This is a genomic window from Sphingobium sp. YR768 (genome assembly GCF_900111125.1).
Lineage (GTDB): Bacteria > Pseudomonadota > Alphaproteobacteria > Sphingomonadales > Sphingomonadaceae > Sphingobium.
In genome coordinates, this window is the sequence record NZ_FOGE01000016.1 from 23,875 (window position 1) to 38,705 (window position 14,831).

A 14,831-nucleotide genomic window follows, 5' to 3' on the forward strand; every position below is an offset into this window, starting at 1 on the left:
GTCCTTATGATCTCGCGCCAGACCGGCGCACATCCTCATGCCGCCAAAGACTGCCCGCCACCGTCCAGATCAAATCGAATTTATGGAGGCCGCCTATCGATAGATTGGCTTTGACCATCACGGGTCCTCTGCCCCACCCCCTTGGCACAAGAATGGATTGAAAGGAGACGGGATGCGGCTGGCAACGCTCAAGGATGGGAGCCGGGACGGGCAACTGGTCATCGTCGCGCCCGATGGACGCCATTATGCGCCGGCGCCGGTTGCCACCTTGCAGCAGGCGATGGAGGACTGGTCTGATCTCGCTGCGTCGCTCACTGCGGTTGACCACTTCTCCCACGCCCTCGATCCTGCCACGCTCGCAGCGCCCCTGCCCCGCGCCTGGCAATGGCTGGATGGCTCCGCCTTCGAAAGCCATGGCGCGTTGATGGACAAGGTTCTGGGCATCACCCCGGAGAAAACCGGCCGCCCGCTCATGTATCAGGGACTTTCGGATCGCTTCCATGGCCCCACCGATGCCGTCCCCATGCCGGACGAAGATCTGGGCATCGATTTCGAAGGGGAATTCGGCGTCATCGTCGATGACGTGCCGATGGGGACGGGCGCGCAGGACGCCATGAGGTATATTCGCCTGATCGTGCAGATTAATGACTGGTCGCTCCGCATGCTGGCTGGACCGGAGATGAAGACGGGCTTTGGCTGGGTTCAGGCCAAGCCGGCCTGCTCCATGGCGCCCTTCGCGGTCACGCCCGACGAACTGGGCGACCAGTGGCGCGATGGCCGGGTCTGCCTCGACCTGCTGGTGGACTGGAACGGCAACCGCTTCGGCGCCGCAAACGGCGCGCCGATGGCTTTTGGCTTTCATGAACTGGTGGCGCATGCCGCCCGCACGCGCCACTTGCCTGCCGGAACGGTGATCGGATCGGGGACCGTATCCAACGCCAATTTCCGGGAAGTCGGATCATCCTGCATCGCTGAACGGCGCGGGATCGAGATTGTCGACGAGGGCGCACCGCGAACCGGGTTCATGCGCTTTGGCGACCGCATTCGCATGGAAGCGCAACTGGCGGACGGTCGCGCGCCCTTTGGCATCATCGACCAGCAGGTCATCCCCTATCAAGGAGTATCCGTATGACCGAAATGAGCGATTCCGGCCTTCCGCCGATCCAGCGGGTCGTCACCGGCCATAATGCAGACGGACGGGCCATCTTCAAGTCGGAGGATGTTGCCCCGACCCGGATCATCCCGAGCGGCGACGCCTCCTTCCTGCTGTTATGGACGACCGACACCGTTCCTGCGGACAATAATGACGAGACGGACGGGCGGGACCGTGACGCCGGACTGACGATCAACCGCGGGTCTGCCATCCGCATCGTCGACATGCTGCCGCGCGGGCAATCTCCCATGCACCGTACCAACAGCATCGACTATGGCATCATCATGTCGGGCGAGGTCGAACTGGAACTGGAAGACGGCCGCAAGACGACGGTCCGCGAAAACGGCGTCATCATCCAGCGCGGCACCAATCATCTGTGGCGCAATGTGTCCGACAAGCCCTGTCGCATCGCCTTCATCCTGATCGAGGCGCCGGCCTATCTGCACAATGGCCAGCCTTTGCCCGAGCATAAACCGGAAGACGTGCATTGACCCTGTTCGACCTGCACGGAAAGGTCGCGATCATCACCGGATCGACACGCGGCATTGGCCTGGCCATTGCCCGCGCCTTTCAGAATCATGGCGCGCAGGTCGTCATTTCCAGCGAAAATGCCGAGGATTGTGTAAGCGTCGGGCGGGAGTTGGGCGCATTAGCGGTTCCCGCCGATGTGGCCGATCCTGACCAACTGGCCGCGCTGGTCGATAAAACCGTCGATCATCATGGCGGCATCGACATACTGATCTGCAACGCGGGCATCACCGGGCGCCCCGGCCCCTTCGCCACCATCGACATGGCCGATTTCGACCGGGTGATGGCCATCAATCTGCGCAGTCAGGTGGCATTGTGCAATCTTGCCTTGCCCCATATCGCCGGTCGGGGCGGGGGCAGTGCGATCCTGATATCCAGCCTCTCGGGCCTGCGCGGCAATGGCGCCATCAATGCCTATGCGCTGGCCAAGGCTGGCGTGGCGCAACTCGCGCGCAATCTGGCGGTTGAATGGGGCCCACGCAATGTACGCGCGAACGCCATCTCACCCGGCTTCATCCGGACCGAATTATCCGCGCCTCTGATCGCCGATCCCACCTTCATGCAGCGTCGCATGGCCATGACGCCGCTGCGGCGTCCGGGCGAAGTTCACGAGGTCGCTGGGGCAGCCCTGTTCCTGGCCTCTGCGGCGGGAGGGTTCGTCAACGGCCATAATCTGGTGGTGGACGGCGGGACGTTCATAACCGACGGTAGCTGAGTTCAGCGGCGATAGCCGCTTAGAATCCCATTCTATCTGGACGATAAGCGTCCAGCAAAACCCGCCTTTGCGGCATCATCCGCGCAGGCCGTCAGGAATAGAGAATTGGCAGCCGCATCAGCCTCCTGCCCGGTGCGATCGATCGCGAAATAGCGCTTCACCATTGCGACCTGAGACGGTGGCAACGCGGCGAGGCGCTGCGCCTGTTCCAACGCCGTCATGGCCGGGTCTTCGGCCAGCATGTCGACCAATCCCCATTGTGCCGCCGACGGGCCATCCAGACGATCAATGCCCCAGCTTAATCGCCGTGCCCGTGTCATGCCGATACGGCGGGATACCCCCTCCAGCCCCCATGCCGGAAACAGGCCGATCGGCACTTCGGGCAAGGCCCATCGCGCTTCTGTCGTGCCGACGACGATGTCGCAGGCCGCCGCGAGCGTCAGTCCGCCCCCCATGGCAAAGCCATGCACCGCCGCGATGATCGGTCGGGGATGCGCGATCATCATCCGCGCCAACCGGCCGCAATCCGCTTCGAACCGGCCACGGTCATGATTGTCCATCGCCGCCAGTTCGCCAAGGTCGCTGCCCGCACAAAAGCCCTTGCCTGCGCCCTCTAGCAGGATCGCGCCTGCGGATTGCCCCGCACGGCCGTCGATCAGGCGCAACAGGCTTCCGACCATGGCGACCGACATGGCATTGCGCCGGTCGGGCCGGTTCAGGATGATCCGGATGACGCCATTGTCCGCTTCCTCGCGAAAAGGCTGGATATCCTCAAATCCCGCCAGCAGCGCCCATTCAGCCATCCGACGGGGCACCTGTCTTGGCATCCGTCAGATAGAGATCCAGTTCCGCCAGAAACTGCTGTATCCGCCGCTCCTGTTCGGAAAAGACGATGATGTCGTTCAGCCCCCTGGACCGCATACCGCGCTGGAGCGTCACCATATTGGCGATATCCTGCTCCACCACCTCGCCGCCCTGCGGATTTTCATGGGTCGTGCGGCGACGCGGCGGGCGAACCTTGCCCGACACATCGACATCATCCTCCACCCCCATATAGGCAGGCGGGCGTCGCCCATCACCCAGTTGGGCCGACAGCACCATCACGTCATGATAGCCCTTTTCGGGATCGGTCGGATGCGGCCGAAACCGCTGCAACAGCACGCCTTCGGGATGCATGTTCAGCGTGACATTGGGGAAGAGCGACGGATTCCAATCGTCGGTCAACTGATTGTCGGTGAAGCCGGAAAAGTCCATGCCATAGACATTGTCGGGCCGCCGCTTGGCCGCCTGGATGGCCCGGCGGACATGCCGCGCGTCGCCCTTGAACCCGACCGCCTTGACGCCCGCCTCCTGCATCATGAAGGCCAGGCCGACATTGATGAAGCGGCTGTCCGGCCAGCGCGGGGACACCACCGCCACCGGAAAGAGATGCCGATTATGGCCATGGCGATAATGGTCATATTGGACATTATAATCGTCGACATAGGGCTTGATCTGCGGATGCGTGGCATGCGCATGGTAGTTCTCGTTGAAGACCGAATACATGGTCTTCCAGTTGGCGGGCACTTCGATCGTCAAATCCTTGACGACATACATGTCCTCCATCCGGTAGGAGGCCAGCATCGGCATCAGGTCGGCGAAATACGCCTCGAACGGCATGGGGTCGGTCGCCATATTGATGAAGATCAACCCGCCCCAGTCGCGAACATGGACCGGCGTCAGATCCAGATTCTGGCAGAGCGCTTCGAGACCGAATGTCTCGCGGTCGGTGACGCGGACATTCTTGCCCTTCATAGTATAGCGCCAGCTATGCATGATGCAGGTGAAGGATGTGGCGCCCTTGCCGAAATCCTCCTGCACCAGCTCATTGCCGCGATGTTTGCAGACATTGTAGAAGGCGTTGACTTCGCCCTCCTTGCCGCGCGCGACGATGATCGACTGGGTGCCGATATCGAAGCGGAACCAGTCGCCAGTATCGGGGATGTCGCTCGACACCCCGGCGAGCAGCCAGACGCGGCTCCACATCTTCTCTTCTTCGCGCGCCTTGGCATCGGCATCGATGAAAGGCCGAACCGACACCGCCCGATAGCGGGCAATATCGGGATAGAGTTCATCGAGCCGATAGGGCGATTTCGCCTCATAATCGGCGCTGATCTCGCCCGGCTCCAGCAGCAACGCTTCCGGGTCGGCGCGCATCTCCTTGATCGGCCGGTCGTTGAAGCGGATTTCCGCGTAGCGCGCCTTGGTCGCCATCTGCCTGTACTCCTGCGTCAGAACTGGACGCGCTTGGTGAAGCCCCCGTCGACCACCAGATTGGCGCCGGTGACATAGCCGGCTGCGGGGCTGGCGAGGAAGGCGATCGCCTTCGCCACCTCTTCGGGCGTGCCCATGCGGCCCATTGGAATCTGACCGACGATCCCGGCATAAAGATCGGGCGCCAATGCCTTGGCCCCTTCCCAATTGCCGCCGGGATAGGTGATCGGGCCGGGCGAAACCATGTTGACGCGAATGCCCTTGGGCGCCCAGGCCTGACTCAACTGCTTGCCATAGGTGATCACCGCCGCTTTGATGGCGTTGAAGGCCTGCGGCACCAGGAATGTCTCGACCGCCGCCGTGCTGGACATCAGAATGATCGATCCGGCGGTGGATTTCTCCAGCCAGGGTTCCAGCGCCTCGCACCCGTCGACCGCGCCCAGCATGTCCAGCCGATAGCTTTCATCCCAGTCGCCCGATCCCTGCGCACCCGACGAGCTGATCGAGTGGATGAAGATGTCGCACCCGCCGATCCGCTCGGCAAGGCCGGTGAGCATCGCGCGATAGCCTTCGCGATCCTCCAGCACATATTCCTGCGTCTCGACCGTGCCGCCCAGCTCGGCTTTCAGATCGTCCAGCGCATCGCCATTGCGCGAGAACAGGCCCAGCGTTGCGCCTTCGGCGGCCAGCAGCTTCGCCGTTTCCCGACTGATGCCGCGCGTCGCGCCACCCAAGATCACCTTTAGACCGGAAAGCCCCAGATCCATCGTCACTCTCCTTGAAAAATGTGCCGTCGGGGGTTCAACCCCGCGCCCAATAAATTGCATCCATCGTCTCGCCCGCGTCGAAGCGCTGCTGGATCGCTTTCATGCTCACCAGACTGTCGGGATGCGCGAACAAAGTCTGGCTGATCGTCTGATCATTTTCGATGCCCTGACTCTGGTTCAGATCCTCCGCCTCCCCCAGCATTCGCTTCATGCCGGCCACCGACTGCGGTGGCAGGGCAGCAATGTGGCGTGCCATATCCAGCGCCGCCTTAACCGCGCCGCCCTTCGCCACGACGCGATTGACCCCGCCCAGTTCGTACAGACGCTCGGCCGTCAGAGGTTGCCCGGTCAGCACCACTTCCGCCGTCATCGTCCGCCCGATCAGGCGCATCAGCCGCGACGTGCCGCCAATGCCCGTGCCCGCACCGATAATCACTTCGGGCTGGCTGAAGCGCGCGCCTTCCTCGGCAATGCGCAGGTCGCAGGCCCAGCCCAGTTCGCACCCACCGCCTGACGTATCGCCGCTGATCGCCGCGATCGTCACGGCACTGCCGCGATTGAGCGTCTGGAGCGACCGGAACCAGCCGGCCGGATCGCCCGTCGCCGCCTGCCCCTCCACCAGTTTCACGATATCGTCGAGATAGGCATGTTCCAGCCAGTGCCCCGCGACCGACGACGCCAGCACGATGACCCGCGCGCCCTGCCCGATCGCATCGTCCAGCGCATCCGCCAGCGCCGACACCGTCGCGCAACTGGTCGTATGACCGGGCGTGCCGCCATCGCCGACCGTTATCAATACAATGGCTGCGTCCGGCCACTCCACCTGAATGTTGGATGCCATGCCTGCCTCTCCTTGTCGCCGCGCCCATCCTTGCCGGGCGTCATCTGTCGGCGAACAGGCTAGCGCACTCGTTCCGCCTGTCAAGATAGTATGCTGGCACATTATTCGTTTACGCGCTATCTTGTCGGCAAATCAGAAACCAGAGGTGAGGAGTCCAGCCGCATGATACCCGCGCAAAGCGCCCATTCGCAGGCGCTCGCCGCCCGACTCCAGCGCTTCATGGACGATCATGTCTATCCCAATGAAAAGCTGTATGAGGAGCAACTTCATGCCGGTCCCGAACAGTTTCGCGTGCCGCCGATCCTGGAGGAACTCAAGGCCAAGGCAAAAGCGCAGGGCCTCTGGAACCTGTTCCTGCCCCATTCGGAAAACGGCGCGGGCCTCTCCAACCTCGATTATGCACCGCTCGCCGAAATCATGGGCCGGGTCCATTATGCATCGGAAGTGTTCAACTGCTCCGCGCCCGACACCGGCAATATGGAAGTGCTGGATCGCTATGGCAGCGAGGAACAGAAGCAGCGCTGGCTGGCGCCCCTGCTCGACGGGACGATCCGTTCTTCCTATTGCATGACCGAACCGGCGGTCGCTTCTTCCGACGCGACCAATGTGGAAACCCGCATAGAACGCGACGGCGACGACTATGTCATCAACGGCCGCAAATGGTGGATCACGAACGCCTACCATCCCCATAACGGCCTCTACATCGTCATGGGCAAGACCGATCCGGCCGCCCCGCGCCACCTGCAACAATCGCAGATATTGGTCCCGCCCGATACGCCGGGCATTACGCGCATCCGCCCGCTGACCGTGTTCGGCTATCATGACGAACCGAAGGGCCATGCCGAAATCCTGTTCGAGAATGTCCGCGTGCCGGCCGCCAATATCGTGCTGGGCGAAGGGCGCGGTTTCGAAATTTCGCAGGGGCGGCTGGGGCCGGGTCGCATCCATCATTGCATGCGCATCATCGGCCAGTGCGAACGGTTGCTGGAACAATTATGCCGCCGCCTGCTGAACCGCGTCGCTTTCGGCAAGGCTCTGGCCGACCAGTCGCTATGGCAGGAGCGGATCGCCGAAGCGCGGACCCAGATCAACATGTGCCGCCTGCTGACCCAGCATGCCGCCCATCTGATGGACACGGTCGGCAACAAGGGCGCGCGCAGTGAAATCGCGCAGATCAAGGTCGCAGCCACCCGCATCGGCCAGTCGATTGCCGACATGGCGATCCAGGCGCATGGCGCGGCGGGCCTGTGCGACGATGACGGACTGGGCTTCGCCTTTGCCCGCATGCGCATGATCCGCATCGGCGACGGCCCGGACGAAGTGCATAACCGCACCATCGCCCGGCTCGAACTCGACAAATATCGCGCGCCGCGCATTCGCGAGGCAGCAGAATGACCGGCCGGCAGGAACAATTTGCCGGTGAGGAAGCCCCGCCCCCGCATCTGGCGATCGATCTGGACCGGCTGGCCGCTTGGCTGGGGCCGCATCTCCCCGGCATGGATCATGACCTGACCTTGACGAAATTCCGGGGCGGACAGTCCAACCCGACCTATCGCTTGTCCGGTCCTGCGGGCGACTATGTGCTGCGCCGCAAGCCGCCCGGAACACTGGTGCAATCCGCTCACCGAATCGACCGCGAATATCGCATCCTTTGCGCGCTGCGGGACAGCGGCGTGCCGATCCCGCGCCCCCATGTGTATTGCAGCGATGCGCAGGTGATCGGGTCGGAATTCTATATCGTCGATCATGTGCCCGGCCGCGTCTTCTGGGAAGCCGATATGGGCAATGCTGCGCCGTCAGAACGCACGCGCGTTTATGACGAGATGAATGGAGTTCTCGCGCGACTGCACATGCTGGACTCCGCCGCCATCGGCCTAGCCGATCTGGCCCCACCCCACGGCTATGCCGCCCGCAACCTCCACCGCTGGTCTACCAACTATGTCCAGTCAGCGATGGCGCCGATACCGGACATGGACTGGCTGATCGATATATTGCCCCGCCATCTGCCGCAGCAGACGGAGACGCGTTTCATCCATGGCGACTATGGCCTTTACAACCTGATCATCGCGCCGGATGAAGCCCGCATCGCCGCCGTACTGGATTGGGAAATGGCGACACTGGGCGATCCGCTGATCGATCTGGCCCATCATCTGCGCGCCTGGTGGGATCTGCCCGATTCAGGCCTTGCCGCCACCAGCCTGCACGGGCGCGATCTGACTGCGCTCGGCATTCCCACGATGGACGATTATGTCGCGCTCTATTGCGCCCGGCGGGGCATCGCGGTGCCCGACATGCGCTGGTATCTGGCCTTTGCGCAATTCCGCTATGCCGCCATGGTGCAGGGCATATTGAAGCGGGCGGCGGACGGCACAGCCTCCAGCCGGGTCATGGTCCATAGCCAGGACCGGGTCTGGCGGATAGCCGCACTGGCACGGGCAACGCTGGAGGGCTGATCCGCCCTCCAGCGCAAGCCATCACTCAGCCGGCATTGTCGGGCGCGCCTGGCAGGAACGGGGTATAGACGCCCACGGTCATGCCGCCATCCACCGTGATTTCCGCGCCGTTGACGTAGGAGGCATCGTCGCTGACCAGGAACAGGCTGGTTGCGGCGACCTCTTCGGGTTCGCCGATGCGCTGGATCGGCTGGCCGACATAATATTTGGCCAGTTCCGACGGCGCTTCGTTGGTGACATTGCCCATCACGGTATTGATGCCGCCGGGAAAGACCGCATTCACCCGCACGCCCTGATGCCCCAATTCCATCGACGCCGTCTTGCTGATCCCGCGCAGCGCCCATTTGCTGGCCGAATAGGCGGTCAGGCCGTTCATGCCCCACAGGCCCGAACTGGAACAGATGTTGACGATCGCGCCCTTGCCCTTCGCGATCATGCCGGGCGCCAGCGCCTTGATGCCCAGCCACGCGCCGATCAGATTGATGGACAGAACCCGTTCGAAATCCGCCTTGGTCAGGTCCAGCATGCCGGCCGGATGCACGATCCCCGCATTGTTGACCAATATGTCCACGCTGCCCCAGCGCGACTCGACCGTCCGGGCAAGGGCCAGCCATTCCTCCTCGGCGCTGATATCGATCTTCAGCGCCATGGCATTTTCGCCAATGTCCGCTGCGACCTTCTGCGCCTCGGCTTCCAGCATATCGGCCAGCACGACCTTTGCCCCCTGCGCGGCGAAGAGCCGCGCGGTCGCCTCGCCCTGCCCGCGTGCCGCGCCGGTGACGACCGCAACCTTGCCGTCCAGTTTTCCGCTCATATCCTGCTCCTGTCGTGCATTGCTCTTGTGCGCCTTCCATAATAGCATGCTACAAGACTGTACATATACTAACTATATGGAGAGAGACATGCGGCTGGATGGCAAGGTAGCATTGGTGCTGGGTGCTGCGGGCAAGGACAATATGGGCCAGACGATCGCGCAGCGGCTGGCGGTCGAAGGGTGCAAGGTGGTCGTGGGCGGCCGGCATGCCGAGGAACTGGACCGGCTGGCGCAGGAAATCGGCGGTGCGGCAGCCGTCGTCGACATCACCGATCAGGCGCAGGTCGATGCCGCCGCCAACTTGGCTGTCGAACGCTTCGGCAGGATCGATATCGGCGTCAACGCCACCGGCTGGGGCCTGCTGAAACCCACCCATGACACCACCGAAGCGGATCTCGACAAGATACTGGCCATACAGTTCAAGGGACCGTTCTTCTTCATCCAGGCAATGCTACGGACGATGGGCCGGGGCGGATCAATCATCCAGATTTCGTCGGCCACGGCGACGATCATGCTGGAAAATCACGCTGCCTATATGGGCACCAAGGCCGGCATCGACCATGTGATCCGCACGGTCGCCAATGAATATGGTGATAGGGGCATCCGCGCCAATTCCATATCGCCGGGCATCACCGAAACGCCAATGGCGGGCATGACCTTCCAGATTCCCGAAATGGTCGAAGCCTTCACCCGCGAATATCCGCTGGGCCGGGTCGGCACGCGGGAAGATATCGCTGCTGCCGTCGTCTGGCTGGGGTCGGACGAATGTTTCATGACCGGCCAGAATTTGCAGGTGAATGGTGGCCTGACCCTGCGGCGCAATCCCAGCCTGAAGGAACTGGGCGCCGTCGCCGAGCGCGCCACCGCCCATCTGCATAGCTGAGCTGAGCGGCGGGCCGCTTGACCGGCCCGCCGGCATTGGCGAGAAAGGCCGCTTCCACATGGCAAGAAGGGGGATCATCACCATGGCATCCGCACAGTCGAAGGGCCGCGCGAAAAAGGCCGTGCCGGCGGACGAAGCCCCCTTCCCCCAGTTCAAGGAAAGTCTCGCCTATCAGGCGCAACTGCTCGCCCGGATCACGCAGAATGATTATATGGCGCGCATCACCGGCACCGGTATTGCGCCTGCCCAGGCCTATGTGCTGGGTGAACTCTGGTTCGATGAACCCCTGTCGCAGGTGGAACTGGCCCGCCGACTGGACATTGGCAAGGCGACCGTCGGCCAGACGCTGACACGGCTGGAGAAGGCGGGGCTGATCGAACGGCGGCGGATCGCGTCGGATCGACGGCTGATCATGGTGCATCTGACGGACAAAGGCCGCACCCTGCGCGAACCGCTCCGCGTCGCGGCGATCGACCAGAATGACGCCTTGCAAGATCGCATCGGCGCGGACCGGATGGAGCAACTCAACGAAATGCTCAAGGCCGTGAATGGCTTGCTCGCCAATACCTTCCCGCGGGCGATGACCGACTGACCATCGCCCGCACGGTTACGCCCTAGCCGATGGTGAAGCGCCGGATTGGGTCGCTGCCGTCGAAGCCCTGCGCCGCCGATCGCACCAGATCATAGACGCCCAGCAATTGCGGCGTGGGTTCGTATAATTCCACGAAATGACCCAGCGTCGCCACGCAATCCATCATTGCGAAGCCAACGCCCGGCGCGACTTCGGCATAGAGCGCCGCTTCATGACCGGCCGCTTCGAAGCGGACTATCTCGGCCTTCAGATCGTCCACGATCAGCGCGACATGATGCATACCCTGCCGCCCGCTGCCTTCCGGATATATATCATGGAAGCAGGATGGACCGGGGTTATTCTGCTGCACGAACTCGACCATGATATCGCCCCACTGACCATAGGCAGAGCTATGGTCCAACTCCGCCGGCGCGCCGCGATAGCGGCACAGGCTCAGCGGAATATGCTCGGCGATATAATAGGGGCCGGACCCGAAGGTCGCGACATGCGCCAGCGCCGCCTGTTCGACGTCCGGCACGAAATAGGCGATCTGGCGGATCGGCCGCCCGACGATAAGACTGGTCATCTTCCTCTCCCCTTTCAGACCGTTTCCACCATCAGCCGCGTGAGCCGCAGCGAGGCGATCTTCCACCGGCCATCCGCGCGGGTGTAGCGCTCATGATAATGGCCATAGCCCCGGAAGATGCGGAACGGCCCGCCTTCGGGCGCGCGCAATATGTCGAGCAATGCCCAGATGCCGGTGGCTTCGTCGCCTGAGAGAATCTCGATTTCGGGCATATGGCCGAAATGCGCGCTGGTCAGCGGCGTGATCCCGCGCTCCACATAGGCAGCGATGGCGTCCGCCCCGCGAATCGGATCGCCGGTGATAACGGGATTTTCCTCCAGCGCCCCGCGCACGTCGAACAGCGCATCGGGCGTGAACAGGTCGGCAAACCCCACCCAGTCCTTTCCGTCCATCAACCGGAAATAACGCCCCTTGAGCGCCTTGATCTCCTCGATCGCAACCAGCCTGTCCAGCGGCTCCATTGTTTCTCTCCCGAACGTCGTTGATATGTACGCTAGCTTTCGATATGCTAGCATTCATATTATCGATAGCAAGACGTTCCAGGAGTGGACATGACGGTTCAAGACAATCTGGGTAGCCTGGCCTCGCCGGATATCCAGACCTGCCCCTTCCCTTTTCTCGACCGCCTGCTGGCGGAGGCGCCGGTCTATAAAGACCCGCTGACCGGCATGTATGTCGTGACCCGGTACGAGGATATCGGCCATATTTCGGCCCATCCCGAACTCTATTCCAACAAGACGACGGTGGTGGTCGGCCGGCATGATTCCCCGGTTGCGGAAGAAGTGGCGCGGCGCTTTGCCGATCGCGGTTTCCCCGAAATGCACACGCTCGTCACCAATGACCCGCCCGGCCACACCTCCTATCGCGCGCTCGTCGAAAAGGCGTTCACGCCCAGCTACGTCAAATCGCTCGAACCCTATATCGAGGCGCTGGTCGACGAGTTGATCGATGGCATGCTGCCCAATGGCGGCGCCAACCTGCTGCCCGAATTCGCGATCAAAGTGCCGATGTACATCATCGCCGACCAGTTAGGCGTCGACCGCGCCGACTATGATCGGTTCAAGCTCTGGTCCGATGTCACGGTGGAGCGCAACAATCCGCTGCTCGATCCCGATCGCGAACTGGAAATCACCGATCATCTGATCGACATGCAAAATTATCTGCATGAACGAGCCGAACGCTATCGCGCCCAGCCGGAAGATAATCTGCTCAGCCGCCTGGTCCATGCCGAGGTGGATGGCGAAACGCTCAGCCCGCCCGCACTGATCGCGATCGCACACCAGTTGCTGGTGGCCGGCAATGAAACGACCACGACCGGCATCACCACCGCCATGTGGCTGCTCCTCACCAAGCCGGACCTGCGCGCCGCGATCGAGGCAGACCCCAGCCGCATTCCCAGCTTCATCGAGGAAGTGCTCCGGTCCCATTCGCCCGTGCCGCATATGTGGCGTGTCGCAACGCAGTCCAGCCGGATTGGCGACGTCGAAATTCCCGAAGGCGGTGTCCTGATGCTCAGCTATCTCGCGGGCAATCGCGATCCGGCGCAATGGCAATGCCACGCCGATTTCGATGTGGGGCGCAAGGGCGTGCGCAATCATCTGGCGTTCGGGCGCGGAATCCATTTCTGCATCGGCAATCAGTTGGCGCGCGGCGAAATGCGCATCGCCATCCGCCGCCTGCTGGAGCGGCTGCCCAATCTGCGCCTGTCGCCCGATCATCCAGAGCCGCAGTTCATCCCGCATTTCGCGATCCATGCGCTCGATCATCTCCACATTGTCTTCTGACCGGCCCGCGCGCATGAACGGAACGGCATCGCCTTGGCCATCGAAGGGATCGGCATGAATTTCGACCATTATAAGCTGCTGACCCTGTCGCGTAACGGCCGGGTGCTGACGATCATGATGAACCGGCCGGAACTGATGAATGCAGTCAACCATGCACTGCATGAGGAAATGGCGCGCGTCTTCTTCGAGGCGGCGGACGACCCGGACAGCGACGTCATCGTCCTGACCGGCGCGGGCAAAGCCTTTTCGGCCGGCGGCGATTTCGACTGGCTGGAAAAACAGGTGAAGGGGAATCGTGTCCCCTTCGTCCACGAAGCCAAGAGCATGCGCCGCATCGTCATGGGCCTGCTCGACTGCCCCAAGCCGGTAATCGCCAAGGTGAATGGCGACGCCATGGGCTTTGGCGCGTCTATCGCCCTTTTGTCCGACATCGTGATTGCTGCCGACCATGTGCGTTTCGCCGACCCGCATGTGCGGCTGGGGCTGGTCGCGGGCGATGGCGGCGCGTTGATCTGGCCGCAACTGATCGGCTTTGCCAAGGCCAAACATTATCTGCTGACCGGCGACGCGATCGACGCGGTGACGGCGGAACGGATCAACCTGATCAGCTTCGTCGTGCCCGCCGCAGACTTGGACAGCTATGTCGACACCTATGCGCAAAAGCTGGCGCGCGGCGCGCAATCGGCGATCCGCTACACCAAATCCGTGACCAACATCGCCCTGCGTCAGTTGTTCAGTTCGGTGTTCGAAGCGGGCGTCGCCTATGAAGGATTGAGCACCTACACCCGCGATTTCGGCGAGGCGGTCCATGCGGTGATGGAAAAGCGACGGCCCGAATTCAAGGGCGAATAAGCAATACCAAAAGGAGAGGGATATGGACGAGCAGCTTGAAGCGCGGCTTCGCGTGGCGCTGGACCGGCAGGAGATCGAGCATGTGCTCAAGCTCTATTGTCGCGCGATCGACCGGTGCGATCTGGAGCTGCTCAAGACCATCTATCATCCCGACGGCACGGACGATCATGGCTCTTTCTCCGGCAATGCCATGGAATTTGCCGAAACCATCATCCCGTCCCTGCGGGAAGGGATATTGGACGGCATGCACACGGTCACCCATTGCACCATCGATGTGGAGGGCGATTTCGCAACGTCGGAATCCTATTATTGGGCCTATCAGCAGGCGCCGGGTGGCGAAGAGGCCGTGACCACCTTCTTCGGCCCGGATTATGCGGCCAAAGCCAAGGCCGAAGGCACGATCGACGGCAAGCATGATTATTATTGCGGCGGCCGCTATATCGACCTGTTCGAACGGCGCGCCGGGCAATGGAAAATCCTGCGCCGCAAAATCACCAATGAATGGAACGACATCCGCCCCAGCACCCGGATCACCGATGCCGGCCATGTCGCGCATTACAACCTGCCCGGGCGGCGCGACAGGCAGGACCCGGTCTATCTCAACCGGATACCCGATCGCGTACCGGCCTGA

At 62.4% G+C, this 14,831-nt stretch carries 17 protein-coding genes; 10 read left to right on the forward strand and 7 right to left on the reverse strand.

From position 1 onward, the window contains the following. Positions 1 to 172: 172 nt before the first annotated feature. From BMX92_RS17100 to BMX92_RS17110, 3 genes are read left to right on the forward strand one after another with little or no spacing between them, the layout of a single operon-like run. Positions 173 to 1,132, forward strand: coding sequence for a fumarylacetoacetate hydrolase family protein (locus tag BMX92_RS17100; RefSeq protein ID WP_093018715.1), 960 nt, complete (start codon positions 173 to 175; stop codon positions 1,130 to 1,132). After that, positions 1,129 to 1,644: a cupin domain-containing protein gene (locus BMX92_RS17105; protein WP_093018716.1), complete on the forward strand. Its 516-nt coding sequence runs from the start codon at positions 1,129 to 1,131 to the stop codon at positions 1,642 to 1,644. Before BMX92_RS17100 ends, BMX92_RS17105 begins: the two co-directional genes overlap by 4 nt. Next, the gene (locus BMX92_RS17110; protein WP_093018717.1) at positions 1,641 to 2,396 is read left to right on the forward strand and encodes an SDR family NAD(P)-dependent oxidoreductase; all 756 of its coding nucleotides are present in this window, start codon (positions 1,641 to 1,643) and stop codon (positions 2,394 to 2,396) included. The genes BMX92_RS17105 and BMX92_RS17110 overlap by 4 nt, the downstream gene beginning before the upstream one ends. Positions 2,397 to 2,428: 32 nt before the next feature. Here the strand turns inward: BMX92_RS17110 and BMX92_RS17115 are convergent, their stop codons facing one another. Genes BMX92_RS17115 through BMX92_RS17130 form a run of 4 tightly spaced genes read right to left on the reverse strand, consistent with a single transcriptional unit; the run spans position 2,429 to position 6,257 of the window. Next, entirely contained in the window at positions 2,429 to 3,199 is a 771-nt protein-coding gene (locus BMX92_RS17115; protein WP_177185105.1) for an enoyl-CoA hydratase/isomerase family protein, read from the reverse strand. Beyond that, complete coding sequence (locus tag BMX92_RS17120; protein ID WP_093018719.1) at positions 3,192 to 4,649, reverse strand: aromatic ring-hydroxylating oxygenase subunit alpha; 1,458 nt, start codon at positions 4,647 to 4,649, stop codon at positions 3,192 to 3,194. The genes BMX92_RS17115 and BMX92_RS17120 overlap by 8 nt, the downstream gene beginning before the upstream one ends. A 17-nt stretch (positions 4,650 to 4,666) precedes the next feature. Beyond that, positions 4,667 to 5,416, reverse strand: coding sequence for an SDR family NAD(P)-dependent oxidoreductase (locus BMX92_RS17125; protein WP_093018720.1), 750 nt, complete (start codon positions 5,414 to 5,416; stop codon positions 4,667 to 4,669). Between the two features lie 34 nt (positions 5,417 to 5,450). Beyond that, the gene (locus BMX92_RS17130) at positions 5,451 to 6,257 is read right to left on the reverse strand and encodes an enoyl-CoA hydratase/isomerase family protein (RefSeq protein ID WP_177185106.1); all 807 of its coding nucleotides are present in this window, start codon (positions 6,255 to 6,257) and stop codon (positions 5,451 to 5,453) included. A gap of 162 nt (positions 6,258 to 6,419) precedes the next feature. Between BMX92_RS17130 and BMX92_RS17135 the strand changes: the two genes are divergently transcribed. Next, entirely contained in the window at positions 6,420 to 7,652 is a 1,233-nt protein-coding gene (locus BMX92_RS17135) for an acyl-CoA dehydrogenase family protein (RefSeq protein WP_093018722.1), read from the forward strand. Beyond that, the gene (locus tag BMX92_RS17140; RefSeq protein WP_093018723.1) at positions 7,649 to 8,710 is read left to right on the forward strand and encodes a phosphotransferase family protein; all 1,062 of its coding nucleotides are present in this window, start codon (positions 7,649 to 7,651) and stop codon (positions 8,708 to 8,710) included. The genes BMX92_RS17135 and BMX92_RS17140 overlap by 4 nt, the downstream gene beginning before the upstream one ends. A 25-nt stretch (positions 8,711 to 8,735) precedes the next feature. Here BMX92_RS17140 and BMX92_RS17145 read toward each other — a convergent pair whose 3' ends face one another. Further along, on the reverse strand, positions 8,736 to 9,524 hold the full coding sequence (locus BMX92_RS17145) for an SDR family NAD(P)-dependent oxidoreductase (RefSeq protein WP_093018867.1): 789 nt from the start codon (positions 9,522 to 9,524) through the stop codon (positions 8,736 to 8,738). An 88-nt stretch (positions 9,525 to 9,612) separates the two neighbouring features. On the opposite strand from BMX92_RS17145, the gene BMX92_RS17150 reads away from it, so the two are divergent. Both BMX92_RS17150 and BMX92_RS17155 read left to right on the forward strand, forming a co-directional pair. After that, positions 9,613 to 10,407, forward strand: coding sequence for an SDR family oxidoreductase (locus tag BMX92_RS17150; protein WP_093018724.1), 795 nt, complete (start codon positions 9,613 to 9,615; stop codon positions 10,405 to 10,407). A gap of 82 nt (positions 10,408 to 10,489) precedes the next feature. After that, positions 10,490 to 10,999, forward strand: a complete 510-nt coding sequence (locus BMX92_RS17155; protein ID WP_177185107.1) for a MarR family winged helix-turn-helix transcriptional regulator — start codon at positions 10,490 to 10,492, stop codon at positions 10,997 to 10,999. Positions 11,000 to 11,021: 22 nt separating this feature from the next. Here the strand turns inward: BMX92_RS17155 and BMX92_RS17160 are convergent, their stop codons facing one another. Both BMX92_RS17160 and BMX92_RS17165 read right to left on the reverse strand, forming a co-directional pair. Beyond that, positions 11,022 to 11,564, reverse strand: coding sequence for a VOC family protein (locus tag BMX92_RS17160; RefSeq protein WP_256213481.1), 543 nt, complete (start codon positions 11,562 to 11,564; stop codon positions 11,022 to 11,024). Between the two features lie 14 nt (positions 11,565 to 11,578). Beyond that, positions 11,579 to 12,025 carry a nuclear transport factor 2 family protein gene (locus BMX92_RS17165; protein ID WP_177185108.1) on the reverse strand — a complete coding sequence of 149 codons (447 nt, stop codon included), beginning with the start codon at positions 12,023 to 12,025 and terminating at the stop codon, positions 11,579 to 11,581. A 90-nt stretch (positions 12,026 to 12,115) separates the two neighbouring features. Between BMX92_RS17165 and BMX92_RS17170 the strand changes: the two genes are divergently transcribed. The 3 genes from BMX92_RS17170 to BMX92_RS17180 are packed head-to-tail and all read left to right on the forward strand — an operon-like array spanning position 12,116 to position 14,831. Continuing rightward, complete coding sequence (locus BMX92_RS17170; protein WP_093018727.1) at positions 12,116 to 13,348, forward strand: cytochrome P450; 1,233 nt, start codon at positions 12,116 to 12,118, stop codon at positions 13,346 to 13,348. A gap of 33 nt (positions 13,349 to 13,381) precedes the next feature. Continuing rightward, complete coding sequence (locus BMX92_RS17175; RefSeq protein ID WP_256213482.1) at positions 13,382 to 14,200, forward strand: enoyl-CoA hydratase-related protein; 819 nt, start codon at positions 13,382 to 13,384, stop codon at positions 14,198 to 14,200. 22 nt (positions 14,201 to 14,222) lie between these two features. After that, the gene (locus tag BMX92_RS17180) at positions 14,223 to 14,831 is read left to right on the forward strand and encodes a nuclear transport factor 2 family protein (RefSeq protein WP_093018728.1); all 609 of its coding nucleotides are present in this window, start codon (positions 14,223 to 14,225) and stop codon (positions 14,829 to 14,831) included.